Source organism: Acinetobacter sp. Ag2, assembly GCF_001005515.1.
GTDB classification, from domain to species: Bacteria; Pseudomonadota; Gammaproteobacteria; order Pseudomonadales; family Moraxellaceae; genus Acinetobacter; species Acinetobacter bereziniae.
On the sequence record NZ_LBNA01000024.1, the window covers coordinates 1 to 23,850 of the forward strand.

Sequence of the window (23,850 nt, forward strand, 5' to 3'; positions counted from 1 at the left end):
TAAAAGTGTCAACACACCCTACTTATTTTTAAAGCTCGTTGTTATTTTTATATGTCATCTTTCGATGTAAATTGAGATCAAAATACCCAAAAAATAAAGGAATGCCATCATACAGAACATCGAAAAAGAAAAAAGCAGCCAACACCTTGACTGCTTTTTTTACACACAATAGTGAGTTTAGATGCTCATATCTTCACTTAATGACAGTGGATTTGGCAGAATTTTTGCTAACTGACGGCATAGCGTCGTTAATTCCTTAGAATCATTTGGCATCAACGTGATATGTCCAATTTTACGACCTTCACGCTCAGTCTTGTTATAAAGATGCACATGAGCACCTTCTAATGCCAAAACCTCTTCCAATGGTGGATATTGACCAATGATATTGACCATCACCGTTGGACGTACAACTTCTGTTGAACCTAAAGGTAACCCAGCAACCGCTCGGACATGATTTTCAAATTGCGAGCATACAGCACCTTCAATTGACCAGTGCCCCGAGTTATGCACACGTGGCGCCATCTCATTGGCATACAAGCCTTTTTCAGTGACAAACAGCTCCAAAGTCAATACACCCACATAATTCAAATGATTTAAAAGGCGAGTGATATAGTCTTGTGCAACAGGTTGCAAATCTGAACTATTTGGAGCAGGAACGATCGAATGTGAAAGGATACCATTGTGATGATGATTTTCAGCCAATGGCCAAGTTTTTACATCTCCATCAATACCACGTACTGCGATAATTGAAACTTCACGAGAGAAAATAACGAAGCTTTCAGCAATTAACGAACCTGCTGGACCAAGCTCTGTCCAAGCTTGGTCAATTTGATCTTCTGAACGTAATACAAACTGACCTTTACCATCATAACCACCAGTCGCGGTTTTCAGGACAATCGGCAGTCCTAATTCAGCAACTGCAAGCTTGAGGCTATCCAGAGAATCTACCGCTTTATATGGCGCAACTGGAATCTCTAACGCATCAAACAACGCTTTTTCTGAAAGGCGATGTTGTGCAATGGCTAAAGCTTGGCGTGGTGGATGTAAGTCCTTATGTTTGGTCAATACATCTACATCAATCAATGGCGTATTTTCAAATTCCAAACTAAATACATCGGCACTTGCAATAAAGTCTTGCAAGCCATTTTCAGCTTTTGTTGAAAATACTTGCCCTAATATCGCAGATGGACAATCTGTATTGGCTTCAAGAAAAGTACATTGAATATTTAACGGTAGCGCAGCTTGCGCCATCATACGGCCGAGTTGACCACCACCAAAAATACCGATGGTTTTATTCATAACCTGTGTCCCGTTTTAAGCTTGACCCGGAATGTTTTTACTAGCCACTTTATCAGTTTGTGCCGCACGGAAATCTGCAACATTTTTTGCGATCTCTGGACGGGTTAAACCTAAAATCTGTGCTGCCATAATCGCGGCATTGGTTGCACCAGCAGGACCTATCGCCAATGTACCTACGGCAATACCAGCAGGCATCTGCACGATAGACAATAACGAATCAACACCATTTAAAATCGAAGACTTCACTGGCACACCAAGCACCGGTAGATCTGTTTTTGCTGCACACATCCCTGGTAGATGCGCTGCGCCACCTGCACCAGCAATAATCACTTGAATACCACGTTCACGTGCTGTTTCAGCATACTCAAATAAGCGATCTGGCGTACGATGCGCAGAAACAACTTCAGCTTCAAAAGGAACACCAAGCTGTTTAAGCATATTGGCAGTGTTTTCGAGAGTTGCCCAATCTGATTGAGAACCCATGATAATTCCAACTAGAGGAGCGTCTTGTACAGCGGCCGCATTCATTGCATATATTCCGTAAACGAATGTAAGGAAGTTTAAATACTGGTGATCAGTGTTTAAATGAATATCAAGAAGCTCGCTATTATAGACTGATTTTTCATCTCACGAAAATTTAACAGACGTAGCAATGCAATATTTTTTAATTTAACCACCTTAAATGCTTGAGTCGAAGGGCAATATCAGGCTGGAGTCCCTAAACAACATAAAAATCGAAAAAGCCAGCCAACTCATCAGGTCAAAAAATCATGATGGACGCTTCTAAAATCATCATGATTTTAACTCAGTCTATTGATCTTACTGACTTCTAAAGACAAAAAATACGCATCCCAACAAGCACAATCCTGCCCACAGATAGTCCAATTTAAAAGGCTGTTTAAATAAAAAAATCATAAAAGGAACAAATACCAAGAGTGTGACCACTTCTTGAGTAATTTTCATTTGTCCCAATGACCAACCATGTTGAGCCAAAAGGCGAGTCGCAGGAATCATAAAGCTGTATTCAAGTAGGGCAATCACCCAACCAAATAAGATGGCTTGCCACAAAGGTGCTTCATGGAGGAACTTTAAATGACCATACCAAGCCAAAGTCATAAAACAATTGGAGATAATCAGCAATAAAAGCGGTAGAGATAAAGCCATTTTTAGCTCAACAATGATGTATGCCTCAATAGATTACACTGCATTTTTTTAAAAGTGAAAAACCTTCAATCTCGATCATGCTGCCGCGCGTACCAATACACATGATGAGCAAAGAATCTAGATTTGGCATGAAGGGGAGAAAACTCAAGCTCACTTTGAGCTGTTTTTAAAAATTTAAGTAATACTAGACGCTTTTCTTCATCAACGATATTTCTATAAGAAGAATCATTTAAAAATATTTTTTGACCCTGATCAAGATAAAAATGAATGGAAACTTTTGAATTGAATAATAAAGGTGATTTGGTTGAATAATCATAGCTGTAAAAACCTAAAATTTCCTGTTTGGCATATTTTTGTGGCGCTTTTTGATTGAATTGAAGATACATATACTGATCATCAAACCAAATGGTGACATCTTTAGAAAATAGTCGGATTATCCTTGTCGTTGTAGCAAAATAAAGCAAAAACGTTAAGCTTACTGGACCTAAATAAAAACCGTCACCCAACAAAGAATAATAGGCAATGCCATAAATCAACATCATTGGCAAAGCAATCAATAAACTACTGATCGAAGAATAAGGATAAACCTGATTTAAGACGAATTTTTTTGCTGTTCTTTTTCGAGATTTTGACATGTTTGGCAATAATAAAATTTATGCGAGCAACTCTATTCAACTGCAAATATGCAGGATTTTATCCGCAAAAGCTATGCTTTAAAATCGTAACAAGAAAAACTATCTTTTCGCTTTAAGCCTTGCTATCGTTGCTCTCAAATCAAATGAATCGGCTACACCACAAGCAAAAAGTGATGAGTCTATAAAAGCACTGGAGTTAAAACGAATGCATCTGCATATTTTGGGTATTTGCGGCACCTTTATGGGCTCATTGGCATTATTGGCACGTGATTTAGGTCATAAGGTTACAGGTTCAGATGCAAATGTTTATCCGCCGATGTCAACCCAGCTTGAAAATGCAGGTATCACCTTGATGCAAGGCTATGACCGTAGCCATTTACAGCCCCACCCAGACCTTGTGATTGTTGGTAATGCCATGAAACGTGGTATTGATGCTGTTGAATATATGTTGAATGAAGGTTTGCCCTATATTTCAGGACCACAATTTCTTGCTGACCATGTATTACAAGGTAAACATGTCTTAGGTGTTGCAGGCACACATGGTAAAACCACCACCACAACCATGTTGGCATGGGTGTTGGATCAGGCAGGATTAAATCCAGGCTTTTTAATTGGTGGTGTACCTTTAGGTTTTAGTGAAAGTGCACGTTTAGGCGGTGGAAAATACTTCTGTGTCGAAGCAGATGAATATGATTCTGCATTCTTCGATAAACGTTCTAAATTCGTACACTATCATCCAAAAACTGCGATTTTAAATAATCTTGAATTTGACCATGCCGATATTTTTGATGACTTGGCTGCGATTCAAAAACAATTCCATCATTTAGTCCGCACCATTCCCAGCGAAGGTCGCATTATTGCACCGATCACTGAAACCAATATTGATGAAGTTTTGCAAATGGGGTGTTGGACACCAGTGGTTCGGACTTCATTAGATGCCAACGACAGTGCTGAAGTCTATGCGGAGCAACTTTCTGCGGATGGTTCACATTTTAAAGTCTTACAACACGGCATAGTCAAAGGCGAAGTTCAATGGAATATGACAGGGCAGCATAGTGTTGCCAATGCCTTAGCAACGATTGCTGCTGCGGAGCACGTAGGTGTCGACATTGCAACGGCTTGTAAAGCCTTATCGAATTTTGGCGGGGTGAAACGCCGTATGGAATTGCTCGATACTGTAAATGGTATTGAGGTATACGATGATTTTGCCCATCATCCAACAGCGATTGATACAACCTTAGAAGGTGCACGCAAACGTTTAGGCGAGCGTAAACTATGGGCAGTCATTGAACCACGTTCAAATACCATGCGTATGGGTAGCCATAAAGATGGGTTGGCGTATTCTGCACGTTTGGCAGATGAAGTCATTTGGTATCAACCTGAAGGCTTGGATTGGGATTTACAGCCCGTGATTGATGCAGCCACAAATAATGCTGTTGTGGCTCGTACCTTAGATGAGATTATCAATACCATTCGCACTGAGGCAGGCGAGGGAGATGCCGTAGTGATCATGTCGAACGGCGGTTTTGGTGGATTACACCAAAAACTAATTACTGCATTAAAAGCAAAATAAGTTTTCTAGAAACGAAAAAAACCACAAAATGTGGTTTTTTCGTTTAATCTGGGGTCGCTGTTTTCTGCAAAGCTTTAAAGTCTTTAAGTTTGACCCATCCTTCAACCATGTCATCTTCTATATGTTGATTTGGATCATTAAATACCACATAGACCCATGCTTGTTTTGCCCGATCTTTATACACTGAATATGCTGTAACATTATCATTTTGAATAACAAAAGTATCATTCATTTTACAAAAGTTTTTAGGCGCTGAATAAAAATATATACGATGTTTCGATTGAGCCACTAATTCCCAACGTGGGTTGATCTCTTGCTCTTTTTGATAAGCGCGTAAGTTTAATTCAAAACAACTTTCTGCATAACTCAGTATAGGGCTGATCAATAATGATAAAGCGATCAGAATTTTTTTTAACATGTTGAAGTATCTAACTCAATTTTAACAGTCCAATCCAGGTAGGACATTAAATGTATGTATATCTAGCTATGCTTTGACATCTGCAAAGCTTTTTTCTCGTTTAAACATCACGTCCACATATGAACATGTTGGCACAATTTTTAGTTGTTTTTCACGCGCAAATTCAACCAAAGTATCTAATAATTGGCGGGCGATACCCTGACCGCGTAGGGAATCATCAACCCAAGTGTGGTTGGCAATAATCTGCTGTTCACCACTCCAAACATAGCTGATTTCAGCAATACGCTGTCCTTGAGGATTATCTAAGAAAAACTCACCCTTATGTTGATTATCGATATGTTGGAATTGCATCTATTATTTCTCATTGATGATTTATGACACAATTCCACTTTAACAAAGCAAACTTAAGATTTCAAAACATCATGTATCGATTGATCTTTATCAAATACAGATTTTGAAAAAGGGCATAGAGGGATAATTTTCACATTTTTTGAACGTGCCATATCCACCACTTGATCCAATAACTTACGTCCCACACTTTGACCACGCAACTCATCTTCTACAAGTGTGTGATCAATAATCAACATATTTTCACCTGCCCATGTATATGCCATTTCAGCCAAATGGTGACCGTCTTCACCAATATAAAACTCACCTTTTTTTCCATCATCTTTGTGTCTAATTTCTAACATTTTATTTACTCTTTATATACATACAAACTTAAAAGCACATTCAAAATGCCATAAGTTTATTGGGTTTATTGTTAAGTTTTGTCCGACAATCCTAATTTTTATGTATCAAAACTTAAGCTTAACTTTATGCAAAAATCAGCCTAAAATTTAGTGCTAATCTTTGAAAATATGATCATGTCCAGTTCTTCTTCCCAAACGCCCACACCCCAATCTGCCCCCAGTGAAACGCAGCAATGGGTCAGTGTAATCAGCCTTGCCTTTGCTGCTTTCATTTTTAATACCACAGAATTTGTACCCGTAGCTTTACTCAGCGATATTGGTAAAAGTTTTAGTATGCAGGCAACGGATGTCGGCATCATGATTACTCTATATGCATGGGTAGTTGCACCGATTTCTTTGCCTATTATGCTCCTCACAAAAAATATCGAAAGACGCTTTTTGCTGATTGGCTTATTCATGGTTTTCGTTGCCAGTCATGCCTTGTCTTATTTTGCATGGAGTTTTGATGTACTGCTTGCCAGCCGAATTGGTATCGCATTTTCGCATGCGCTATTTTGGTCGATCACTGCCTCGCTAGCCGTTCGTGTCGCACCCAAAGGTAAGGAGTTTCAAGCTTTAGGTCTATTGGCCACAGGTACAGCGCTGGCGATGGTCTTAGGTATTCCTTTTGGCAGAATGGTGGGAGAATCTTATGGTTGGCGTAATACTTTTGGCTTGATCGCCATTGGCGCAGCTGTTGTCTGTTTAATTTTAGCCAAAACATTACCACGCTTACCAAGCGTTAATTCAGGCTCTTTAAGCAGCTTAAAAGTATTTCTAAAACGCCCTAGTTTAATGATGGTCTTTGCACTCACTGTGATTGTGATTACAGCACAGTTTACGGCTTATAGTTATATCGAACCGTTTGCCTTAAATGTTGCACATTTTAGCTCAACACAAACCACAACCTTATTACTCATCTATGGCGCAGCAGGCTTTTTTGGCTCCTATTTATTTGGAAAATTTGCTAAAAAATATCCCAAATTGCCGATCCCTCTCAGCAGTCTGATACTGGCGATTTCTATGCTGTTATTGACCACATTAAGCATCGATTTTGTCAGTTTCAGTGTGTTGAGTTTGTTCTGGGGAATGGCAATTATTTGCTTTAGTTTAGCTCAACAAGCCAAAGCATTAAATTTAGCTTCTGATGCAACAGATGTGGCGATGGCCATTTATTCTGGGCTTTACAATGTCGGTATCGGCGGTGGGGCACTTCTTGGAGGTTTAGTTACTGCCAGTTATGGGCTCAATCATATTGGTGTGGTTGGCGGTATCATTGCTGTATTGGGCACACTGCTTGCCTTAGTGCTGGTACAACGTAAAGATTTTATTCAAAAAGCGTAAATTTACAAATTTTAAAGTGACATCTCAACTCAATAAGTTTAATTTAATCAAAGTTATCTAGTCATTATATGATGATCAATGCAAACTTTCTTTTTCATTAGATTATTTACCACCACACTGCATCGGCAGTGTGGTTTTTTGCATTTAAAATAAATTGTAAAGCCAACCCTGCCAAATGTGCGGGGTTATTTTTTGGCTCCGTGATTGGGCACATCGTTACGGAGAAACTCATGTCAGACTCTCAAAACAAACAAGCCTTAATTGTTGTTGATATGCAAAATGGTTTGTTTTATGCATCGCAACCTCCATTTGAAGCTGATCGATTATTAAAAAATATCAATCAACTCATTGCATACGCTCATTTAAAACACATTCCTGTATTTGCAATTCGTCATGTGGGTGCTGCCAATACTGCTATGGCACCTCATAGTCCAATGACTCAATTGATTGCAGAATTAAACATTGATCATGATCTTGATCAGGTGTTGGAAAAAACTCGCCCAAATTGTTTTTTTCAAACTGATTTAGAACAACGATTGAAGTCATTGAATATACAAGAGCTGATTGTTTGCGGTTTAAAAACTGAATTTTGCATAGATAGCACTTGTCGTGCAGCAAAAGATTTAGGATTTAAGGTGCAATTGATTTCAGATGCGCACAGTACTGTTGATTCAGCCGTACTCAATGCACAGTTGATTATTCAACACCATCATCAAACACTCAGTCAGGCTTTTGCACAGCTAAAAACCTGCGCTGAATTTTGTACATAATTTAAGCTACATAAAAACACATTCAATATTTGCACATTTTAAATAAATGTGCGATTCTCTGCGCATATAAAGAAATTTTTATTTCTTACACAGTTTATTGAACAAGGGGAGTAGCCTCCTCCAATCAGAATATCGTCATTACGCTTTGAAAAGCCGGTATCTGAGCATTTTAGTCATGTTATAAACGCTAAAATGTAGGCAAGACCTTGATCATGTTGATACAGATGTTTAATCATCTGGCAACAGGTCAAGGTTTTTTTATGCCTGATTGCCAGATTCGGAGAATTTTATGGAATCTATAGGCAATCCATGGCTGTATTTAGCGTTCTTCGCTATCGTCATCGTGATGTTACTGATTGACTTTTTAGGCTTTAAGCAAAAAGAAGGTCAAGACGTTAAAATTAAAACTGCTGCCTACTGGAGTATTGCGTGGGTCAGTGTCGCTGCTTTATTTGGTGGCGGTTTATGGCTGTATTTACAGCAAACTGCGGGTGTTGCCATAGCCAATACGAAAACCATGGAATACTTTGCAGGCTATCTCTTAGAAAAATCCTTAGCAATTGACAACGTTTTTGTTTGGTTGATGATTTTTGCTGCATTTGCAATTCCCCAAGGCTTACAGCGTAAAATTTTACTCTATGGTGTATTAGGGGCAATTATTTTACGAACAATATTTATCTTTATAGGTGCTTGGTTCGTTCAAGAGTTCTCTTGGGTCCTCTATATCTTTGGTGCTTTCCTCGTTTATACAGGATTCAAATTCCTGAAAGGTCAAGATGAGGAAGAAACCAATATCGAAGATATGGCTATTCTAAAATGGCTACGTAAACACATGCGCATTACACCTAAACTGGAAGGCGCTAAATTCTTTGTCCGTCAAAATGGTGTACTTTGGGCAACGCCGTTATTTCTAGTATTAATTTTAGTTGAAGCATCTGATGTGATCTTTGCTGTCGATTCAATTCCAGCTATTTTTGCGGTCACCAGTGATCCTTTTATTGTACTCACGGCGAACTTAATGGCAATTTTAGGCTTGCGTGCGATGTTCTTCCTATTGTCTGGTGCTGCGTCTAAGATGCACTATTTACCTTATGGTTTAGGAATTATCTTACTGTTCATTGGTTTTAAAATGTTAATGTTGGATGTATTCCATATGCCAATTTGGATTTCTTTAGGGTTCATTGTTATTGTATTGACCATTACCGCTTGGCTGTCGATCCGCCATAACAAAAAGCATCAGGAAACCCGTTTATAAAACTAAACCAAGCCTTCCACTCGGAGGGCTTTTTTATCAGGACATCCTAAGCAAGGAATGCGTTTTAAATACCACTTGATCATGGGATGCTTTGGAATATTGAATTCATTCTTTACCGAGCTATTCCTGATCTCTAAATGGTTGATCGACAATGACCAATTTGTCCCATCTCTGCAAAAAACGCTTAGACTCGATTCGTTGTACAAAGGTGGCATAACTGACTAAACGAGCATTCCATCTTAACTTTAACTCAAATAAATCATTGAGCCCAAAAGGCGCAATCCATTCTAATTGACCAGACTGTTGTAGACGAACAGCTATTGCAGTTGAGGTTTCAACCCAAACAGATAAAGCATCAAATAATGAAGAATATTGACTAATCGCATTCCCATCATCGGTTTTGTACCATAGATGAACATAGGCTTGATTGACCACATCCCAATCATTGTTTGGGAATTTTTGCTTTAATTCTTGGCTTAAACGCCGTTGTTGTCTCCCAGTCTGATCCTTTAGATCATAAAAAATCACATCAATCTCGGTGTTATCAAGACAATAAACCTGATCGTGTAAATTAGACCATACCATATTGCGAATGACCCCTGCACTCAAATAGGCATCTGCATGTAGTTCTCGCAAATACTGTAACCTCATCATCAGTTGAGGGGAGCTATAAATCATCTGTTCAAGCTGTTTTGTATAGTTCATGGCTCTTTTTATTCAACGCTATTTCGCAATCATTCAATGTCTAAATGGTTTGAATATCGATTTATTTTCAGACGATTATCCAGATAAAAAACAATTTTATAAATCCCAGACTGTACATTCAACATACATCCTCATATCATACAGCGCATAAAACAATTTCTTTTTATCATGTTATAAAGCAAATAGATAAAAATACTCGATGATCTAAGGCTAATCATGCGTTCAAAAAAAATCAGTCTGGTTGTAGTCCCTCTTTTAATTACAGCATGCAGTAGCAATAACAAACCCCTTGTTCAAGATGTTTATAATAGCCAATATGACTGTTCATATGACTGGAACACTGATCTCTGTGAAGAGGAAACAGCATCAAGTTCTTCTGGCAGTCACTCTTCTGGTGGATACTATGCTGGCTCTCGTTTTATTGGTCCACAATATTATGAAGGCAATCGCAAAGTAAATTATTTAGGACGTAAAGTTGAACCCTCTACAAATCTAAGTGTTGGACAACCACAGGTTTCTCAAGTCACCAAAAGTAATAGCAAATCTTCGCCTGTGCGTGGAGGCTTTGGGCGCAGTGGGTTCTCTTTTGGTGGTTAGACATCTTATACGCAATCTTATGATTTAGAATATTATGAAAAGAAAATGCTTCCAAGCTCGTCCCAACTGGCAACAAGAACACGAAAAAATTGGTTTTGATTATTACAACTTACCTTCTCTGGATGGCTCCATTTACTGGTCTGAAGGGGTTGCTTATGAATTTACCCTAAAGCAAATTGAGCAACTTGAAGATGCCTCGAATGAATTACACCAGATGTGCATGCAAGTGGCAGGAGAAATCATTCAAAAAGGTGATTATCCTGATTATTTTCAAATTCCACAGGCTGCAATCCCACTCATTGAACATTCATGGCACAACCATGCACCTATGCTCTATGGTCGATTTGACTTTGCCTATGATGGTCGTCAAATCAAAATGCTGGAATACAATGCAGATACACCCACGGGGTTACTCGAAGCCTCAGTTGCTCAGTGGCATTGGATTGAACAAGTGGAAAATATTCCGCATCGTGATCAATTCAACAGTATTCACGAAGACCTGATTAATCGCTGGAAAACGATTTTTCCACGAGGTTCGCATATTCATTTCGCTGCTTGCCAAGAAGCCGGACGTGAAGATTGGGGAAATCTCGAATATTTAATGGATACGGCGTTCCAAGCAGGACATCGTGTGTCCGAACTTTCGATGGAAAATATCGGATGGGATGGACAAAACTTTGTGGATCTGAATGATCAATCGATTGATCAGCTATTTAAACTGTACCCTTGGGAATGGGTCTGGGAAGAAAACTTTTCTCAATATTTAAAACCCACAACACAATGGGTAGAGCCATGTTGGAAAATGTTGCTGTCAAATAAAGCAATTTTGGTAGAACTTTGGAAAAAGTTTCCAAACCATCCTTATTTACTTGAAACCCATGCCTTTGATACCAATGTTTTGTTACAAGGCAAATGGGTGAAAAAGCCTATTCTCGCCCGAGAAGGTGCAAATATCCGTGTAGTAGAAGATGATATTGATCAGGGTGCTGCTTCAGGAAGCTTCTACTTTGATGATTATGATAAATACGGTTATATTGCACAAAAATGGGTCAATACCCCATTGTATGACGGTAAACTTCCAACACTAGGTTTATGGATGGTTGGACATACTTGTGCAGGTATGTCGATTCGAGAAGATGAATTTGACATTATTGGGAATGATGCACATTTTGCAGCCCATTATTTTATAGAGTAATTTTAAACAGACCAATATTCAGTACAACACTGTCATTATTTTGGCGATTAAACATTTAAAAATCTCTAAATATCATATCCACTATTTAAACTAAGGGATTTATCCAGTGAGATAAATCCCTTTTATGACTCTGCTTATTGTTAAATTGTATGATCCGCAACACGTTTCATGTATTGATTTAAGCGGGTAAAAAACACGATCTGCAAAAAAATCGTAAAGGCAGAAACACACCACTCATACCACATTTCAAAAGCAGTATTTTCAAGATTAAAAAATTGATAAATGCCGAGCAGAATCAAACCAAAAGCAATTCCCGCAACAGTGGTCTGCAACAAAATAGGGAATGAGAGTGCAGTGACACGATTCATAAAATGCACGCCCTCATCACCACCGTTTGCAGCATAGCAACGTTGAATGCCAACAAACATAATGATCAGCGTCAATATGCCTTCTAAACCAATCACACGAGCATCATAATAAGGCGAAAACATACCATAATAATAAACCGCACTGACCACTAAAGCAGCGATCAAATAATAATTCTTGTAATGGCGTTTTTCTAAAGTATCTTCTGCTAGTTCATGCGCCAAAGCTTTGGTATTCCAAAAATACATAAATATTATTTTCTCTTATTTCCATCATTTGCCGACACTGTACCTATTCTTAGATTAAAGATAAAGTCACAAACTCAAATATTCGTCTAATGCTTTTCATTTTTTCACAATCTTCAACATCAATTACATTTTTGAGCACATAAGAAAATAAAACTGCTTACAGCAGCTTAAATAAATTTCAGGTACAATCAATCGAAAAAAGGATAAATTGCAGGTTTTACATGTCTTCTGTTGTGCAGAAAACGGCGATTCGCGGACGTTTTCTTGATATTCAAAATACCGTTTCCCAAGCCACTCAAATTTTAGATCAAACGCGTTATATTGAAGATGGGTTATTGATTACTGAACAAGGTAAAATTATCTGGTTTGGTGATTGGGAAGCAGGGCAGTCGCAATTAAGTAATGATATGAGCGTTGATCATTATCCTGAACAGTTGATTGTACCTGGTTTTATCGACACTCATATTCATTTTCCACAAACAGAAATGGTGGGTGCCTATGGTGAACAATTATTAGAATGGCTCAATACCTATACCTTTCCAACAGAAATTCAATTTGCAGATAAAAACTACGCAGATAAAATCGCACAGTTTTTTGTTCATGAATTACTAAAAAATGGCACAACAACAGCACTGGTTTTCTGTACAGTACATCCGCAATCTGTGGATGCTTTATTTGAAGCTGCAGAACGTCATCAAATGCGCTTAATTGCGGGTAAGGTGATGATGGATCGTCATGCACCAGAAGAGCTGACTGATACGGCTGAAAGTGCTTATATCGACTCAAAAGCACTGATTGAAAAATGGCATGGCAAAGGTCGTAATCTTTATGCCATTACGCCACGCTTTGCACCAACCTCTACACCAGAACAGTTGGCAAAAGCAGGGCAATTAAAAGCAGAATATCCTGATGTTTATGTCCATACGCATTTAAGTGAAAATAAAAACGAAATTGCTTGGGTCAAAGAATTATTTCCAGAACAACAGGGATATTTAGATGTTTATCATCATTATGGGTTAACAGGGGAGCGTTCTGTTTTCGCCCATTGTGTTCATTTAGAAGAACACGAATGGGATTGTATGCATGCAACTGATTCTGCGATCGCATTCTGTCCAACCTCCAACTTATTCTTGGGCAGTGGTTTATTTCCATTAAAAAAATCTTGGGAAAAACAAGTCAAAGTTGGTCTTGGAACTGATATTGGCGCAGGCACCGCATTTTGCCACTTACAAACACTTAACGAAGCCTACAAAGTTCAGCAATTACAAGGCGATAAACTTTCAGCCCTGGAATCGCTTTATCATGCAACGCTTGGTGGTGCTAAAGCGCTGCATTTAGATGATCGATTGGGCAATTTCAATGTAGGCAAAGAAGCTGACTTTGTCGTGCTGAATTTAAAAGCAACCGCATTACAGCAATTGCGTCAAGAGCGAGCAAAAAATATTGAAGATGCATTATTCGCCTTATTCACTATGGGGGATGACCGTAATATTCAAGCCACCTATATTTATGGACAAAAAGCCTATGCACAAGTCTGAAAAAAATCCTAAATCATCACCCTCCAAGAAAAAACTACTTTTGATAGGTGGTGTTTTTATCGTATGTGCGCTGTTGTTAAAACAAGATGCGCACTAGACATTTAGCTTCAAATTTCAGCATTTACATTTTCAAATCGTAAAAAGGATGCATCTGAACCTGATATGTTTTAAAATTATGCCATCTTTTAGGGTGTTGCTAGTCAACACCTTTTTTAATTTTAGAATTTGATGTTTAAGTTTTAGGTATTTCCCATGACTGTTGAAATGAAAGTAATGATTTCTGCTGAAGAAATTCATGCAAAAGTTCAAGAACTTGGTAAAAAAATTGATGCGCATTATGCCAGTAGTGATAAAGAATTGGTTTTAATTGGCTTATTGCGTGGTTCAGTGATTTTTATGGCAGATTTATGCCGTGCCATTACTAAAACTCACGAGCTCGATTTTATGACAGTTTCAAGCTATGGTGGCAATACAACATCCTCTCGTGATGTCAGAATCCTAAAAGATCTAGACGGAGAAATTCGTGGAAAAGATATCTTGGTGGTAGAAGATATTATTGATTCAGGCAATACCTTGAGCAAAGTTTTAGAAATATTAAGTACCCGTCAACCGAATTCAATTGAACTGTGTACTTTAGTCAGCAAACCTTCTCGCCGTGAAATCGACTTAGACGTGAAATTTCTAGGCTTTGAAGTAGAAGATAAGTTCATTGTGGGTTATGGCTTAGATTATGATCAAAAATATCGCCATATTCCATTTATTGGAGAAATTGGTCTATAAGATCATCTTCCGTAAACCCATTTTACCTAAACTGATTTAAGCGACCACGGTCGCTTTTTTTATGGCTTCCCCCAGCAACCGTCGAACAAAAATGCAACAACTTGTAGCAAATCCAACCTTTTACTTCCTGTAAAAATATTTGAATATTAAATTAATTCGATGCAGTAACTCACGACAAAATAAAGAAAAAGGAGAAAGATTATGATGTCATTGATTAGTGCAATTGTGATTGGTTTTATTGCAGGTCTTATTGCTCGAGCAATCCATCCTGGTGATGATAAAGCAGGTTTTATTGTAACCACAGCGTTGGGGATCGTAGGTTCATTGGTTGCAACCTACGGCGGTCAGTTATTAGGACTTTACCCTAAAGGTGCATCTGCCGGTTTTATTGCCTCTGTGGTGGGTGCAATTATCGTGTTATTTATTTACAACATGATTGCCAAACGAAGTTAAAATTTTGCATTTAGAAAAGCACCCATTCAGGGTGCTTTTTTTTCTAAGTGCTTATGAAATTATCGTTTTATAATCCAAATTTGTTCCATAACTTCTCAATTTCTTCAGCAGGGTAGGCACCCATTGCTTTATAGCCATTTGAGAAAATAATTGCTGGTGTACCGTGTAGCGCTAATTTTTTACCTAATTCTAAATTACGCTCAATCGGTGTTGGACAATTTGCTGGTGCAGTGGGTTTTACCCCATTTTGAATCAAATTTTTCCATGCATATTCACGATTTGCCGAACACCATACTTGCTTTGCAGGCAAAATAGATTGTGCTTTGATCGGATAGATAAAAGTATAAATCGTCACATCATTGAGTTTAGCTAGATTCCCTTCAAGCGTTTTGCAATATGGGCAATTTGGGTCAGAAAAGATGGCTAGCTGGCGTTTTCCATTCCCCCTGACTGTTTTTACTGCATCATTGAAAGGAAGACTTTTAAAATCAACCGTATTTTTTTCAACAACGAGATCTTTGGTTAAATTATGTTGATCTTTTAAACGAATCATAGAACCAACAAATATATGTTGAGCATCTTCATTGATATACACGATTTGATTATCTAACGTACCACTATACAGACCTTGCATTTCAGTCGTCTGTAAATGCTCAATTTTGACATTGGGATAGTTTTTGCTGAGTTTTGCTTTCACAGTTTCAATACTGGCAAAACTACTCCCACAAAAAGCAAAACTTAAACTCAACGCAATGATGTGCTTTAACATAAATCAAAAATTCAGAATATATTGTCAGTTATTAAAACACAGTTGCCTTGTGAGCTTGTTTGAAAACTGTGATTAAACCAACTTGAGTAAAATATGCTCGACTCAAATCCAGAGTTATAATAAAGGGATAAATTTAAATTATGGTGATGAAGTTTCACGTGGAACCCAGCTAAAAATCGCAGTTTGATTAATTTCAACGGAAATATGAACCAATTCGTTGTGGATTGATAATGCTTTACGAATTTGATCAGCATTTAAATTTTGATCAGATGTTTCAAGTGCCAAAATGACTGAAAACTTGGCTTTGCCCACCTTCCAGACATGGAGATCAGTTATTTTGGCGTTTACTTTAAGACCTGTAATAACTTCACGGATTTCATCCACTACAACATGATCCATTTCAGCATCCAGTAAAGTTTTGCCTGTTTCTTTAATAAGACCAAATGACCAACGTCCAACTAAAATTGCGCCCACAATACCCAAAGTCGCATCCAAAAAATCCCAACCAAAATATTTACCTGCAAATAATGCAATAATTGCCAAAACAGAGGTCAGTGCATCTGCGACTACATGAAGAAAAGCCGCTTTCTGATTTAAATCATGTCCATGATGTTCATCATGATCATGTGAATGATGGTCATGGTCATGGTCATGGTCATCATGCAGTAACCATGCACAGATTAAATTGACCAATAAACCTAAAATAGCAATTAGAATCGCTTCATTATAATGAATCTGAACAGGATGAAATAAACGTTCAATCGATTGAAAAGCCATAAATAAAGCGACAACCATCAGTAAAATTGCACTGCTATAACCTGCTAAAATCTCTATTTTCCATGTACCAAAACTAAAACGAAAATCCTGCGCATAATGGCGCGCGGCTCGATAAGCAGCATAAGCCAAACCGAGCGCCAGCATATGTGAACTCATATGCCAACCATCAGCAAGCAATGCCATCGAATTAAAAATCCAGCCTCCCAAAATTTCAAACAGCATCATCAAACCTGTCAAAATGGTTGCCCATAAAATTTTCTTTTGTGCCAATGGATTACCTTCATCAAACTGATGAGTGTGTTCACGTTGTATCGTTTTAAATTGCATGTGGGCATGATCCTATATACTCCCCATGAGTATATTATTTTATTTTTAAATATACTATAAGGGAGTATATTTTTAGCGGATCAGTTTATGAGTCATGTCCATCAAGATAAAAAAGTCCTTAACCGTGTCAAACGTTTAAAAGGACAGCTGAATGCCATTGAAGAGGCATTGAATGATCAAAGTACTTCATGTATTTCGGTTCTCCAACAAGTCGCAGCAGTCAAAGGAGCCGTCAATGGTTTAATGAATGAATTAATTGAGCAACATCTCACTGAACATGTGATTCAAGACCCTGAAGCTGTTGATGCAAATGAGTTACAAGAATTTTTAAAATTGCTTAAACGTTATTCATAAAATAAGCTCAATACAGGTGATTAGATAAAGTCTTAAAGTTTTAATTGACCCCCTACTGATTAAGTTCTAAGCTTTTCGGTATATACGATTTCTTCGTTGCCGATCTTAATACTTATCTTCGGCATTTATCCGCAAGATTATTTGCACTTTAAGTCCTAGATCTATGAATCAGCAATCATGGCGTCCATTTCTCATGGTCAGTCTTGCCTTATGTATTGGCACCATCGGTACTGCACTTGCGAGTCCGTTATATCCAATCTATCAACAGCTTTGGCACCTGCTCCCGAGCCAAATCACTTATATCTTTGTTGCATATATGTTTGGTTGTTTAACTACATTGCTGTTTTTAGGGCGTATGAGCAATAGCTTTGGCTTTATTCGTACCTTACAGATCGGCTTATTATTCGCTATTATTGGTCTGAGCCTCTCAGTTTTTGCCTCGAATCGTTATTATCTGGGTTTAGGTCGTTTCATTATCGGAATCGCATCTGGCTTAATCAGCACCTCGGCAATGCTAGGATTAATCTATACTATCCCAGATTCACACAAACAAAGTGCAGCACAATTAAGTTCAATTATTACCGTGATTGGTTTTGGGTTGGGACCTTTTATTGGCGGTGCAATTGCTCAATTTTCAGATCACCCCCTAATCACACCTTATTTACCTGTCATTGTCGCAGCGCTGCTGAGTTTATTCAGTTTATTTCGCATTAAAACTGTTCAATTTGAAAAACAATCTTTTTCCATTGCACCTCATTTACAATTACCAGAAACACAATTTAAAGGCTTATTTTATATCACCAGTTTTAGTGCGTTTTGTGCTTTCGGATCATTCAGTTTATTTGCATCTTTAGCGCCCTCATTTATACGTGATGTTATTCCGTGGCATGGTCCTTTGGTCAGTGGTGCAACCATTGCCAGTATTTTAATGGTTTCCGCGATTGCTCAATTCGCTGCCAAATCAATGAATATGCACAAAGCCCTAAATATCGGACTGATTTTATTAATCAGTAGTTATTTGATTTTGTCTGTCTGTATGCTGATGCATTGGAGTTTTTTATTCTTTATCAGTGTGATTTTGGTTGGCATGGGACATGGGCTCAGTTTATTGAGTGCTTTTGCATTGATTCATCAAATGACCCAAATCGAAAATCGTGCCGCTGTGGTTTCAACATATTTGTTTATTGCTTATTTTGGTACGATTGTGCCAATTATTTCCGCAGGATACTTATCCGATCATTTTGGTTTAATGATCGGTGTTTTAGGCTTTTGTGCAGGAGTCGGCACATTATGCTGTTACTTATTGATTCAGCATTTAAAAAACAAATACCGCTTAAAAATAGGCGCTTAGCACCTATTTTTAAATCAGTTATGGAACAATATCTATTTTAACCACTTCAATATCTGTTGGTTTGTAGCGATGCGTGTCGACTTCACCCACGATTTTTACTTTGGTGCCAGGCTTTAATTTTTTTAAATCAATCAGATCATCATCCACTTCGATTCCAATGGTTCCTGTACTGTCTTTTAATTCATAATGTTCATGCTTAATTTGACGCACAATCGAACCGGTTAAAGTTACCGCAGTTTCGTCACTGGCACGTAATGCTTGTTCAATGGTGATATTATTTTTCGCTGCTTCTTGAATAATCACATGATCTGCCTTACCCGCCCATACATTTGAAGTGATCACGAATACTGCGAGGGAAAGCAATAAAGGAGACTTTTTCATAATACACCCTTTTGAATATGTTATTGATCTTACAGTAAACAATTCAAACTCAGATGTAAAATCAGCTTACAAAAGCACAACTTTTCATCAAAAAAGCTGACACTTGGTCAGCGTTCATGTTCACTATTTTAAGCTTATTTACCAATACAGAACGATCCAAAGATAACTCCCAAGAGATCATCAGCACTAAAATCACCTGTGATTTCACCCAAAGCGTTTTGGGCAAGTCGTAGTGATTCCGCAACCAACTCTCCTGCATGATAAACCACAAGTTGCTCATGTGCCTCTGCCAAATAGCGCTGTGTGCGCTTCATTGCGTCTAAATGGCGTGTTCGTGCAATAAAGGTATCTTCCTCAGGCTGAAAGCCTGCATGCGCTGTAATCGCATCTATGAGTACTTGCACACCCACATCCTGTTTGGCTGAAACGGTGATATGGCGAAAACCTTGCAAATCATTTAATTCAGCAGATTGATCAGTGAGATCACACTTATTTCCAATCAGTATTAAACGCTTGTAATCTAAGTGGTTTTCAAAGTAATTTTGTGCAAGTTCTAAAGGATTTTCACCTTGGCTCAAGTCATAAACCAAGAGCAATAAATCGGCTTGCTCAATCTCTTTAATTGCACGACGAATGCCTTCTTTCTCGACCACATCGCCTGTTTCACGTAAACCAGCAGTGTCGGTTAAAGTGATCGGTAAGCCATTTAAACTAATTTTCTCATGCAACACATCACGTGTAGTTCCAGCAATATCCGTCACAATAGCACGATCATTTCCCGCTAAGGCATTAAGCAATGAAGATTTACCTGCATTAGGTTTCCCAGCAATCACCACTTGCAGACCTTCACGTAGTAATTGACCTTGACGAGCCGATTGTTGTACCGCAGCAACCGAAGTTTGAACCTCTTCTAACAAACTCAGTATTTTCCCATCCGCCAAAAAGTCAATTTCTTCCTCTGGAAAATCAATTGCAGCTTCAACATGCAAGCGTAGATGGATCAGTTTCTCCAACACGGTATTTACTTTATTGGAAAATACACCTTGTAGGGAACGTACCGCAGAACGCGCTGCAGCTTGTGAGGTTGCATCAATCAAGTCAGCAATCGCTTCAGCTTGTACCAAATCCATTTTGCCATTTTCAAAGGCACGCATGGAAAACTCACCAGCTTTGGCTGCAGTGGCACCAAGCTCCAATAAACGTGTCAGTAGCGCATTTTGAATCACTGGTCCGCCATGTCCCTGTAACTCAACCACATCTTCACCCGTAAAGGAATTTGGATTGGGAAAACAAATGGCTAAGCCTTCATCTAAGACTTCACCTTGATCGTCAAAAAATTGACGAAAACCAGCAAAACGTGCTTTGGGAAGATCTTTTTGTGTCAAAGCTTGCGCAATACTGTAAGCCTTTGGTCCAGAAAGACGAATCACACCTACACCACCACGTCCTGGTGGCGTCGCAATTGCGGCAATTGTGGTTTGGTTTACAGTGTTCGTCATCTAAATTTACTCAAACTTTGACAATAAAAAATCCGCCTAAGATTACCATCTTAAGCGGATTTTTTCAGCTATTGCTTAATCGTTAAAGATTAAACAACTTCATTTTCAACTTTGGCTTTTGCAACATTTTTATTGATAAACCACTGTTGCAGAATCGTGATCGAGTTGTTCACAATCCAATATAAAACCAAGCCAGCAGGGAAGAACAGCATAAATACTGTAAACATGATTGGCATGATTTTGAAAACTTTCGCCTGCATAGGGTCAGTCGGTTGTGGGTTCAATGATTGTTGAACAAACATCGTAACACCCATAATCAATGGAAGAATAAACCAAGGATCCATTGCAGACAAATCTTGAATCCACAGCATCCACGGTGCATGGCGAAGTTCTACAGACTCCATCAATACCCAGTACAATGCTAAGAAGATTGGCATTTGTAAAAGTAATGGTAAACAACCCGCCAAAGGATTGACTTGCTCACGTTTGTAAAGTGCCATCATTTCTTGAGAGAAACGCATACGGTCTTCACCAAACTCTTCTTTCATGCGTTGCATTTCTGGTGCAATCACACGCATTTTCGCCATAGAACGATAGCTCTTAGACGATAACGGCCAAAGAATAAGTTTAACCAATACAGTCAATAGAATGATTGACCAACCCCAGTTACCCACAAGGTTATGGAAGAACTGTAAACCTGCAAATAATAATTTGGCAATTGGCCATAACCAACCATAGTCTACAGTTTGGTTTAAACCTACCGCTAAATCTTTCAATTCAGACTGGATTTTTGGACCAGAGTAGAAAGTTGCATCAATGCTCATGGCTTTACCCGCTGGAACATTAATGGTTGGTGAAGTAAATCCAATGATGTTCATACCATCAGCAGATTTACGTGATTCCAATTTTGCCGTGTATTGCTGACCACCAAAGTGACCTGGCATCCAAGCACTTACGAAATAATGCTGAACGATCGCAACCCAGCCACCTTTTGCTTCAGTGTTGAGTTTTTCATCGGTAAAATTCGCAAATTTTAGCTTGTTATAATGCTCATCTGGTGTACCCCAAGCGCCACCCAAATAGGTTCCAAGTGTGAAAATACCTTGAGAGGTTTTTCCTGGATCATCTGAGTTATCACGCTTAATTTGACCAAACATTTGTCCTTGCCAATTTTGCGTACTACGGTTTACAACCTGATAGCTGACATCAATTGGGTATTGACCTTGTTTGAAACTAAACGTTTTGATGATTTCAACACCATCCGCTGTTTTAAATACCATCGGAACAGTTAAGACTTGAGAAGATTTACCTTCTTTGTCTTGTGCGGTTTTAGCATCAGCAAGGGTATAAGCACTTTTTTCAAACGCATAGCTTGGACGATCTGGTTTACTGTCTGGACCGTTCAATCCAATTAAACCAGATTGCGCAACATAGGTACGTTTTGCATCACTTTCAAGCATAACAAAAGGCTGATCACTGTCTTTGCTCTTGTCATGATTCAGTAATTCAATACGAACAATATCACCACCTTTTGGACTAATCCAAAGATGATAAAGATCAGTTTGTACTGAAATCAATTGTTGATTTGCTGTGGCTGGCGCAGCTGTATTTTGTTGTGCAGCAGCTATATTTGCTTGTGGAACATCGCTAGAAGCCGCAGTTGCTTGACCTTTTGGCAAATCGGCAGAGACATCATGCGCGACAACAGCCTGCGGAGTCGCAGCTTTTGTTGCATCATGACCATAGTCTTTTTGCCAAGCCAAAATGAGCAAATATGCGGTGACTAACATGGCCCCAAGGATTGCAAACCTGGCCCATTGTTGCATATCTATTACCCCAAGTGGTTAGAGTGATTTTGGTTCAATAAACGTTCACGCAAGGGTACAGGAACATGAAGCGTTTGAGAATCTATTTGCTGAAACGAAATAAAACGAATTGTTTTTTTTGGCACGGGATCATAACCATACCCGCCCCAAGGATGACAACGGCACACGCGTTTTGCAGCTAACCAGCTACCTTTCATTGCGCCGTGCGTATGGATTGCTTCTAACGAATATTGAGAACAAGTCGGAATATAACGACAACGAGGTCCAATGAGAGGACTAATCGCAATTTGATAGAAACGAATCAACCAATGCAATAAACGAATCATTGGTTTCCTCTATTTTTGAGGGGAAGATTGAGCTATTTTATGGTGCTTTTTAACGATGCGTTGCAATTTTAACCAAGCAAATTGTAACTGCTGAAAAAGTTCAGCATTGGGTACGGCTTCTATGCCGACTTTAGGCATCACCACAATATCCAACAGATCAATATTTTGCTGGTTTAAGCGAAAACTTTCACGCGTTAAACGTTTTATTCGATTTCTTTCGTGCGCACGGCGCACTTTTTTCTTAGCAACAACAATACCCAAACGGCTTTTAGGCTGTTCGGTCACTTTTGCTAAGAATATAAAATGGGGTTGATGCACTTTAAAAAGCGCACCATCAAATACACCTTTGTAATCTGCAGCGCAGTGGATTCTCACCGCTGGGCTGAAACTATAAAGAGACATAACACCCAAGTCGTGTATTAACTGTTTAACGAATTAAACAGTTAAGCTGTGACGACCTTTTGCACGACGGCGAGCTAATACTTGACGACCAGCCTTAGTAGCCATACGAGCACGGAAACCATGAACGCGCTTACGCTTTAATTCAGATGGTTGGAATGTACGTTTCATATCGAAACTCCAAAATTGATCTTTCTAAAGGTTCGCGATTGTATTGTGCATTCTTTATGCTGTCAATGAATATACACATATCTCTTCTATATTCGATCATATTTGTTGCATTTTTACCCACATGAAATTTTAACTGTCTTTTGAGCTATAAAAACAACAAAAAAAGTATTCACAACATAACTTATTATTTTATAGTATAAATAAGAGTTACCAACATATATATCCTCAAAGTTATCCATAACCTCATCTAGATTTAAATTCGTTTCCATGCTTTTAAATTTAAAAACCTGCTAATTTTGAATTTAAATTCATAACTTGAAGGTTATCCACAAAAAACTCGGTTCTTATAAATAAATTCAAATTTAAAATTTAAATTTATTATTATTAGTGTCGGTTATTTCTGTGGAAAACAGCTTTTTTACATTAAATAATAAAGATTTAAGCTGTGGGTATCTGTGTTTTTATTAATTTTATGGATTGTGGATAAGTTTATGTGGTAATTTATCCACAGCATGTGGAAAACCTTATCCACAAGTGCTTTGAATTTAAATTTATTTACAGAAAGTTGCTTTTTTGAGCGAATTTACTTTAATTGTTCA

29 protein-coding genes are annotated in these 23,850 nt (G+C 38.3%); 11 read left to right on the top strand and 18 right to left on the bottom strand.

The window, feature by feature from the left end; translation table 11 throughout:
- Nucleotides 1–177 precede the first annotated feature (177 nt).
- The 4 genes from AAV97_RS01645 to AAV97_RS01660 form a co-directional block, all read right to left on the bottom strand.
- Entirely contained in the window at nt 178–1,299 is a 1,122-nt protein-coding gene (locus AAV97_RS01645; RefSeq protein ID WP_009584727.1) for a 5-(carboxyamino)imidazole ribonucleotide synthase, read from the bottom strand.
- A 15-nt stretch (nt 1,300–1,314) separates the two neighbouring features.
- Nucleotides 1,315–1,827: a 5-(carboxyamino)imidazole ribonucleotide mutase gene (gene purE / locus AAV97_RS01650; RefSeq protein ID WP_004718991.1), complete on the bottom strand. Its 513-nt coding sequence runs from the start codon at nt 1,825–1,827 to the stop codon at nt 1,315–1,317.
- Nucleotides 1,828–2,118: 291 nt separating this feature from the next.
- Entirely contained in the window at nt 2,119–2,463 is a 345-nt protein-coding gene (locus AAV97_RS01655; RefSeq protein ID WP_004824031.1) for a DMT family protein, read from the bottom strand.
- Between the two features lie 65 nt (nt 2,464–2,528).
- Nucleotides 2,529–3,098 carry a hypothetical protein gene (locus AAV97_RS01660; RefSeq protein ID WP_005034866.1) on the bottom strand — a complete coding sequence of 190 codons (570 nt, stop codon included), beginning with the start codon at nt 3,096–3,098 and terminating at the stop codon, nt 2,529–2,531.
- Nucleotides 3,099–3,303: 205 nt separating this feature from the next.
- On the opposite strand from AAV97_RS01660, the gene mpl reads away from it, so the two are divergent.
- Nucleotides 3,304–4,671, top strand: a complete 1,368-nt coding sequence (mpl, locus tag AAV97_RS01665) for a UDP-N-acetylmuramate:L-alanyl-gamma-D-glutamyl-meso-diaminopimelate ligase (protein ID WP_005034862.1) — start codon at nt 3,304–3,306, stop codon at nt 4,669–4,671.
- 43 nt (nt 4,672–4,714) lie between these two features.
- Here the strand turns inward: mpl and AAV97_RS01670 are convergent, their stop codons facing one another.
- The 3 genes from AAV97_RS01670 to AAV97_RS01680 form a co-directional block, all read right to left on the bottom strand.
- Complete coding sequence (locus AAV97_RS01670; protein ID WP_046759632.1) at nt 4,715–5,089, bottom strand: hypothetical protein; 375 nt, start codon at nt 5,087–5,089, stop codon at nt 4,715–4,717.
- 66 nt (nt 5,090–5,155) lie between these two features.
- Nucleotides 5,156–5,440, bottom strand: a complete 285-nt coding sequence (locus tag AAV97_RS01675) for a GNAT family N-acetyltransferase (protein ID WP_004824026.1) — start codon at nt 5,438–5,440, stop codon at nt 5,156–5,158.
- A 53-nt stretch (nt 5,441–5,493) separates the two neighbouring features.
- Entirely contained in the window at nt 5,494–5,781 is a 288-nt protein-coding gene (locus AAV97_RS01680; protein WP_004824024.1) for a GNAT family N-acetyltransferase, read from the bottom strand.
- A 174-nt stretch (nt 5,782–5,955) separates the two neighbouring features.
- On the opposite strand from AAV97_RS01680, the gene AAV97_RS01685 reads away from it, so the two are divergent.
- On the top strand, nt 5,956–7,164 hold the full coding sequence (locus tag AAV97_RS01685) for a sugar transporter (protein ID WP_005034857.1): 1,209 nt from the start codon (nt 5,956–5,958) through the stop codon (nt 7,162–7,164).
- Nucleotides 7,165–7,270: 106 nt separating this feature from the next.
- On the opposite strand, the gene AAV97_RS21520 is transcribed toward AAV97_RS01685, so the two are convergent.
- A complete protein-coding gene (locus AAV97_RS21520) occupies nt 7,271–7,396 on the bottom strand; it encodes a hypothetical protein (RefSeq protein ID WP_009584758.1) in 126 nt (41 codons plus the stop codon).
- On the opposite strand from AAV97_RS21520, the gene AAV97_RS01690 reads away from it, so the two are divergent.
- Both AAV97_RS01690 and AAV97_RS01695 read left to right on the top strand, forming a co-directional pair.
- Nucleotides 7,395–7,934 (top strand): cysteine hydrolase family protein, encoded by a 540-nt coding sequence (locus AAV97_RS01690; protein ID WP_046759633.1) that lies wholly within the window; start codon nt 7,395–7,397, stop codon nt 7,932–7,934. The genes AAV97_RS21520 and AAV97_RS01690 overlap by 2 nt on opposite strands.
- A gap of 289 nt (nt 7,935–8,223) precedes the next feature.
- Entirely contained in the window at nt 8,224–9,189 is a 966-nt protein-coding gene (locus AAV97_RS01695; protein WP_046759634.1) for a TerC family protein, read from the top strand.
- Between the two features lie 120 nt (nt 9,190–9,309).
- On the opposite strand, the gene AAV97_RS01700 is transcribed toward AAV97_RS01695, so the two are convergent.
- Nucleotides 9,310–9,894, bottom strand: coding sequence for a nucleotidyltransferase family protein (locus tag AAV97_RS01700; RefSeq protein WP_046759635.1), 585 nt, complete (start codon nt 9,892–9,894; stop codon nt 9,310–9,312).
- A 216-nt stretch (nt 9,895–10,110) separates the two neighbouring features.
- On the opposite strand from AAV97_RS01700, the gene AAV97_RS01705 reads away from it, so the two are divergent.
- Together AAV97_RS01705 and AAV97_RS01710 are read left to right on the top strand one after the other, a co-directional pair.
- Nucleotides 10,111–10,491 (top strand): hypothetical protein, encoded by a 381-nt coding sequence (locus tag AAV97_RS01705; protein WP_009584754.1) that lies wholly within the window; start codon nt 10,111–10,113, stop codon nt 10,489–10,491.
- A gap of 34 nt (nt 10,492–10,525) precedes the next feature.
- Nucleotides 10,526–11,686, top strand: coding sequence for a glutathionylspermidine synthase family protein (locus AAV97_RS01710; protein WP_046759636.1), 1,161 nt, complete (start codon nt 10,526–10,528; stop codon nt 11,684–11,686).
- 140 nt (nt 11,687–11,826) lie between these two features.
- Here the strand turns inward: AAV97_RS01710 and AAV97_RS01715 are convergent, their stop codons facing one another.
- Nucleotides 11,827–12,300, bottom strand: a complete 474-nt coding sequence (locus AAV97_RS01715; protein WP_004824006.1) for a hypothetical protein — start codon at nt 12,298–12,300, stop codon at nt 11,827–11,829.
- A 221-nt stretch (nt 12,301–12,521) separates the two neighbouring features.
- On the opposite strand from AAV97_RS01715, the gene guaD reads away from it, so the two are divergent.
- The 3 genes from guaD to AAV97_RS01730 all read left to right on the top strand — a co-directional run bounded on the left by guaD (nt 12,522) and on the right by AAV97_RS01730 (nt 15,071).
- Nucleotides 12,522–13,838, top strand: coding sequence for a guanine deaminase (gene guaD, locus AAV97_RS01720; RefSeq protein WP_046759637.1), 1,317 nt, complete (start codon nt 12,522–12,524; stop codon nt 13,836–13,838).
- A 252-nt stretch (nt 13,839–14,090) separates the two neighbouring features.
- The gene (gene hpt / locus AAV97_RS01725) at nt 14,091–14,618 is read left to right on the top strand and encodes a hypoxanthine phosphoribosyltransferase (protein WP_005034840.1); all 528 of its coding nucleotides are present in this window, start codon (nt 14,091–14,093) and stop codon (nt 14,616–14,618) included.
- 201 nt (nt 14,619–14,819) lie between these two features.
- Nucleotides 14,820–15,071: a GlsB/YeaQ/YmgE family stress response membrane protein gene (locus AAV97_RS01730; RefSeq protein WP_004824000.1), complete on the top strand. Its 252-nt coding sequence runs from the start codon at nt 14,820–14,822 to the stop codon at nt 15,069–15,071.
- Nucleotides 15,072–15,138: 67 nt separating this feature from the next.
- Here the strand turns inward: AAV97_RS01730 and AAV97_RS01735 are convergent, their stop codons facing one another.
- Nucleotides 15,139–15,840 (bottom strand): DsbC family protein, encoded by a 702-nt coding sequence (locus tag AAV97_RS01735; RefSeq protein ID WP_004823998.1) that lies wholly within the window; start codon nt 15,838–15,840, stop codon nt 15,139–15,141.
- A gap of 138 nt (nt 15,841–15,978) precedes the next feature.
- Nucleotides 15,979–16,944 (bottom strand): CDF family Co(II)/Ni(II) efflux transporter DmeF, encoded by a 966-nt coding sequence (gene dmeF / locus AAV97_RS01740; protein WP_046759638.1) that lies wholly within the window; start codon nt 16,942–16,944, stop codon nt 15,979–15,981.
- An 87-nt stretch (nt 16,945–17,031) separates the two neighbouring features.
- On the opposite strand from dmeF, the gene AAV97_RS01745 reads away from it, so the two are divergent.
- Together AAV97_RS01745 and AAV97_RS01750 are read left to right on the top strand one after the other, a co-directional pair.
- Nucleotides 17,032–17,298 carry a metal/formaldehyde-sensitive transcriptional repressor gene (locus AAV97_RS01745; RefSeq protein ID WP_004823994.1) on the top strand — a complete coding sequence of 89 codons (267 nt, stop codon included), beginning with the start codon at nt 17,032–17,034 and terminating at the stop codon, nt 17,296–17,298.
- 163 nt (nt 17,299–17,461) lie between these two features.
- The gene (locus AAV97_RS01750; RefSeq protein WP_046759639.1) at nt 17,462–18,649 is read left to right on the top strand and encodes an MFS transporter; all 1,188 of its coding nucleotides are present in this window, start codon (nt 17,462–17,464) and stop codon (nt 18,647–18,649) included.
- Nucleotides 18,650–18,667: 18 nt separating this feature from the next.
- Here the strand turns inward: AAV97_RS01750 and AAV97_RS01755 are convergent, their stop codons facing one another.
- The 6 genes from AAV97_RS01755 to rpmH all read right to left on the bottom strand — a co-directional run bounded on the left by AAV97_RS01755 (nt 18,668) and on the right by rpmH (nt 23,251).
- A complete protein-coding gene (locus tag AAV97_RS01755; RefSeq protein ID WP_009584746.1) occupies nt 18,668–19,030 on the bottom strand; it encodes a NirD/YgiW/YdeI family stress tolerance protein in 363 nt (120 codons plus the stop codon).
- 134 nt (nt 19,031–19,164) lie between these two features.
- The gene (gene mnmE, locus AAV97_RS01760) at nt 19,165–20,529 is read right to left on the bottom strand and encodes a tRNA uridine-5-carboxymethylaminomethyl(34) synthesis GTPase MnmE (protein WP_046759640.1); all 1,365 of its coding nucleotides are present in this window, start codon (nt 20,527–20,529) and stop codon (nt 19,165–19,167) included.
- A gap of 89 nt (nt 20,530–20,618) precedes the next feature.
- Nucleotides 20,619–22,355, bottom strand: a complete 1,737-nt coding sequence (gene yidC, locus AAV97_RS01765; RefSeq protein WP_004823987.1) for a membrane protein insertase YidC — start codon at nt 22,353–22,355, stop codon at nt 20,619–20,621.
- A gap of 5 nt (nt 22,356–22,360) precedes the next feature.
- Nucleotides 22,361–22,681 (bottom strand): membrane protein insertion efficiency factor YidD, encoded by a 321-nt coding sequence (gene yidD / locus AAV97_RS01770; protein WP_005034824.1) that lies wholly within the window; start codon nt 22,679–22,681, stop codon nt 22,361–22,363.
- Between the two features lie 9 nt (nt 22,682–22,690).
- Nucleotides 22,691–23,083, bottom strand: coding sequence for a ribonuclease P protein component (gene rnpA, locus AAV97_RS01775; RefSeq protein ID WP_004823984.1), 393 nt, complete (start codon nt 23,081–23,083; stop codon nt 22,691–22,693).
- Between the two features lie 33 nt (nt 23,084–23,116).
- Nucleotides 23,117–23,251: a 50S ribosomal protein L34 gene (gene rpmH, locus AAV97_RS01780; protein ID WP_000831329.1), complete on the bottom strand. Its 135-nt coding sequence runs from the start codon at nt 23,249–23,251 to the stop codon at nt 23,117–23,119.
- Nucleotides 23,252–23,850: the final 599 nt, after the last annotated feature.

Excerpts from the sequence above, each read along its gene's own strand:
- AAV97_RS01645 (WP_009584727.1), bottom strand. The coding sequence starts at position 1,299 with ATGAATAAAACCATCGGTATTTTTGGTGGTGGTCAACTCGGCCGTATG.
- purE (WP_004718991.1), bottom strand. The coding sequence starts at position 1,827 with ATGAATGCGGCCGCTGTACAAGACGCTCCTCTAGTTGGAATTATCATG.
- AAV97_RS01655 (WP_004824031.1), bottom strand. The coding sequence starts at position 2,463 with ATGGCTTTATCTCTACCGCTTTTATTGCTGATTATCTCCAATTGTTTT.
- AAV97_RS01660 (WP_005034866.1), bottom strand. The coding sequence starts at position 3,098 with ATGTCAAAATCTCGAAAAAGAACAGCAAAAAAATTCGTCTTAAATCAG.
- mpl (WP_005034862.1), top strand. The coding sequence starts at position 3,304 with ATGCATCTGCATATTTTGGGTATTTGCGGCACCTTTATGGGCTCATTG.
- AAV97_RS01670 (WP_046759632.1), bottom strand. The coding sequence starts at position 5,089 with ATGTTAAAAAAAATTCTGATCGCTTTATCATTATTGATCAGCCCTATA.
- AAV97_RS01675 (WP_004824026.1), bottom strand. The coding sequence starts at position 5,440 with ATGCAATTCCAACATATCGATAATCAACATAAGGGTGAGTTTTTCTTA.
- AAV97_RS01680 (WP_004824024.1), bottom strand. The coding sequence starts at position 5,781 with ATGTTAGAAATTAGACACAAAGATGATGGAAAAAAAGGTGAGTTTTAT.
- AAV97_RS01685 (WP_005034857.1), top strand. The coding sequence starts at position 5,956 with ATGTCCAGTTCTTCTTCCCAAACGCCCACACCCCAATCTGCCCCCAGT.
- AAV97_RS01690 (WP_046759633.1), top strand. The coding sequence starts at position 7,395 with ATGTCAGACTCTCAAAACAAACAAGCCTTAATTGTTGTTGATATGCAA.
- AAV97_RS21520 (WP_009584758.1), bottom strand. The coding sequence starts at position 7,396 with ATGAGTTTCTCCGTAACGATGTGCCCAATCACGGAGCCAAAAAATAAC.
- AAV97_RS01695 (WP_046759634.1), top strand. The coding sequence starts at position 8,224 with ATGGAATCTATAGGCAATCCATGGCTGTATTTAGCGTTCTTCGCTATC.
- AAV97_RS01700 (WP_046759635.1), bottom strand. The coding sequence starts at position 9,894 with ATGAACTATACAAAACAGCTTGAACAGATGATTTATAGCTCCCCTCAA.
- AAV97_RS01705 (WP_009584754.1), top strand. The coding sequence starts at position 10,111 with ATGCGTTCAAAAAAAATCAGTCTGGTTGTAGTCCCTCTTTTAATTACA.
- AAV97_RS01710 (WP_046759636.1), top strand. The coding sequence starts at position 10,526 with ATGAAAAGAAAATGCTTCCAAGCTCGTCCCAACTGGCAACAAGAACAC.
- AAV97_RS01715 (WP_004824006.1), bottom strand. The coding sequence starts at position 12,300 with ATGTATTTTTGGAATACCAAAGCTTTGGCGCATGAACTAGCAGAAGAT.
- guaD (WP_046759637.1), top strand. The coding sequence starts at position 12,522 with ATGTCTTCTGTTGTGCAGAAAACGGCGATTCGCGGACGTTTTCTTGAT.
- hpt (WP_005034840.1), top strand. The coding sequence starts at position 14,091 with ATGACTGTTGAAATGAAAGTAATGATTTCTGCTGAAGAAATTCATGCA.
- AAV97_RS01730 (WP_004824000.1), top strand. The coding sequence starts at position 14,820 with ATGATGTCATTGATTAGTGCAATTGTGATTGGTTTTATTGCAGGTCTT.
- AAV97_RS01735 (WP_004823998.1), bottom strand. The coding sequence starts at position 15,840 with ATGTTAAAGCACATCATTGCGTTGAGTTTAAGTTTTGCTTTTTGTGGG.
- dmeF (WP_046759638.1), bottom strand. The coding sequence starts at position 16,944 with ATGCAATTTAAAACGATACAACGTGAACACACTCATCAGTTTGATGAA.
- AAV97_RS01745 (WP_004823994.1), top strand. The coding sequence starts at position 17,032 with ATGAGTCATGTCCATCAAGATAAAAAAGTCCTTAACCGTGTCAAACGT.
- AAV97_RS01750 (WP_046759639.1), top strand. The coding sequence starts at position 17,462 with ATGAATCAGCAATCATGGCGTCCATTTCTCATGGTCAGTCTTGCCTTA.
- AAV97_RS01755 (WP_009584746.1), bottom strand. The coding sequence starts at position 19,030 with ATGAAAAAGTCTCCTTTATTGCTTTCCCTCGCAGTATTCGTGATCACT.
- mnmE (WP_046759640.1), bottom strand. The coding sequence starts at position 20,529 with ATGACGAACACTGTAAACCAAACCACAATTGCCGCAATTGCGACGCCA.
- yidC (WP_004823987.1), bottom strand. The coding sequence starts at position 22,355 with ATGCAACAATGGGCCAGGTTTGCAATCCTTGGGGCCATGTTAGTCACC.
- yidD (WP_005034824.1), bottom strand. The coding sequence starts at position 22,681 with ATGATTCGTTTATTGCATTGGTTGATTCGTTTCTATCAAATTGCGATT.
- rnpA (WP_004823984.1), bottom strand. The coding sequence starts at position 23,083 with ATGTCTCTTTATAGTTTCAGCCCAGCGGTGAGAATCCACTGCGCTGCA.
- rpmH (WP_000831329.1), bottom strand. The coding sequence starts at position 23,251 with ATGAAACGTACATTCCAACCATCTGAATTAAAGCGTAAGCGCGTTCAT.